The organism is Chromatium okenii, assembly GCF_016583745.1.
Lineage (GTDB): Bacteria > Pseudomonadota > Gammaproteobacteria > Chromatiales > Chromatiaceae > Chromatium > Chromatium okenii.
The window spans coordinates 1-1,671 of the sequence record NZ_NRRQ01000102.1 but is presented as its reverse complement, the minus strand read 5'-3'; the positions used below and the strand labels follow the sequence as shown (position 1 = coordinate 1,671).

Below are 1,671 nucleotides of genomic sequence, written 5' to 3'. Positions count from 1 at the left end.
AATTACTGCCACCGCTAATCCCGTCGCCGGCGGCACCATCAATTGCACTCCCAATCCGGTCACTGCTGGCGATTCTGCAAATTGCATTGCCACGGCCAATGTGGGTTATGTTTTTACTAATTTCACGGGCGCTTGCACCGGCACAACGTGCGCATTAACGAATGTCACTGCCGCAAAAGCAGTGACGGCGAATTTCACACCACTCTATTCAATTACTGCCACCGCTAATCCCGTCGCCGGCGGCACCATCAATTGCACTCCCAATCCGGTCACTGCTGGCGATTCAGCAAATTGCATTGCCACGGCCAATGTGGGTTATGTTTTTACTAATTTCACGGGCGCTTGCACCGGCACAACGTGCGCATTAACGAATGTCACTGCCGCAAAAGCAGTGACGGCGAATTTTACACCACTCTATTTAATTACTGCCACCGCTAATCCAACTGCGGGCGGTTCAGTAATTTGTTCACCGAATCCAGTAACATCCGGCGATTCAGCAAATTGCATTGCCACGACCAATGTGGGTTATGTTTTTACTAATTTCACGGGCGCTTGCACCGGCACAACGTGCGAATTAACGAATGTCACTGCCGCAAAAGCAGTGACGGCGAATTTCACACCACTCTATTTAATTACTGCCACCGCTAATCCCGTCGCCGGCGGCACCATCAATTGCACTCCCAATCCGGTCACTGCTGGCGATTCAGCAAATTGCATTGCCACGACCAATGTGGGTTATGTTTTTACTAATTTCACGNAATTACTGCCACCGCTAATCCCGTCGCCGGCGGCACCATCAATTGCACTCCCAATCCGGTCACTGCTGGCGATTCAGCAAATTGCATTGCCACGGCCAATGTGGGTTATGTTTTTACTAATTTCACGGGCGCTTGCACCGGCACAACGTGCGCATTAACGAATGTCACTGCCGCAAAAGCAGTGACGGCGAATTTCACACCACTCTATTCAATTACTGCCACCGCTAATCCCGTCGCCGGCGGCACCATCAATTGCACTCCCAATCCGGTCACTGCTGGCGATTCAGCAAATTGCATTGCCACGGCCAATGTGGGTTATGTTTTTACTAATTTCACGGGCGCTTGCACCGGCACAACGTGCGCATTAACGAATGTCACTGCCGCAAAAGCAGTGACGGCGAATTTCACACCACTCTATTCAATTACTGCCACCGCTAATCCCGTCGCCGGCGGCACCATCAATTGCACTCCCAATCCGGTCACTGCTGGCGATTCAGCAAATTGCATTGTCACGGCCAATGTGGGTTATGTTTTTACCAATTTCACGGGCGCTTGCACCGGCACAACGTGTGAATTAACCAATGTCAGTGCCGATAAAACCGTGACCGCTAACTTCACGTTAAACACCTATTCAATCACCGCAACTGCCAATCCAGCTGCGGGCGGCAGCGTGATTTGTTCAGCTAATCCGGTAGCGCATGGCGGTACGAGTGGATGCACTATAACCACCAATGCTGGTTATACGTTTAACGGATTTGATGGCGATTGCACCGGCACAACGTGCGAATTAACGAATGTCACTGCCGCAAAAGCAGTGACGGCGAATTTCACACCACTCTATTTAATTACTGCCACCGCCGATCCCGTCGCCGGCGGCACCATCAATTGCACTCCCAATCCGGTCACTGCTGGC

1 protein-coding gene and 1 pseudogene are annotated in these 1,671 nt (G+C 51.5%); both read left to right on the top strand.

Annotated elements, in window-relative coordinates; all coding sequences use genetic code 11:
* Position 1 precedes the first annotated feature (1 nt).
* Positions 2-757: pseudogene (locus tag CKO12_RS15485) on the top strand (InlB B-repeat-containing protein); the annotation flags it as partial.
* Positions 758-759: 2 nt separating this feature from the next.
* The coding region (locus tag CKO12_RS15480; RefSeq protein WP_420826849.1) for an InlB B-repeat-containing protein at positions 760-1,671 on the top strand (912 nt) is incomplete at its 3' end.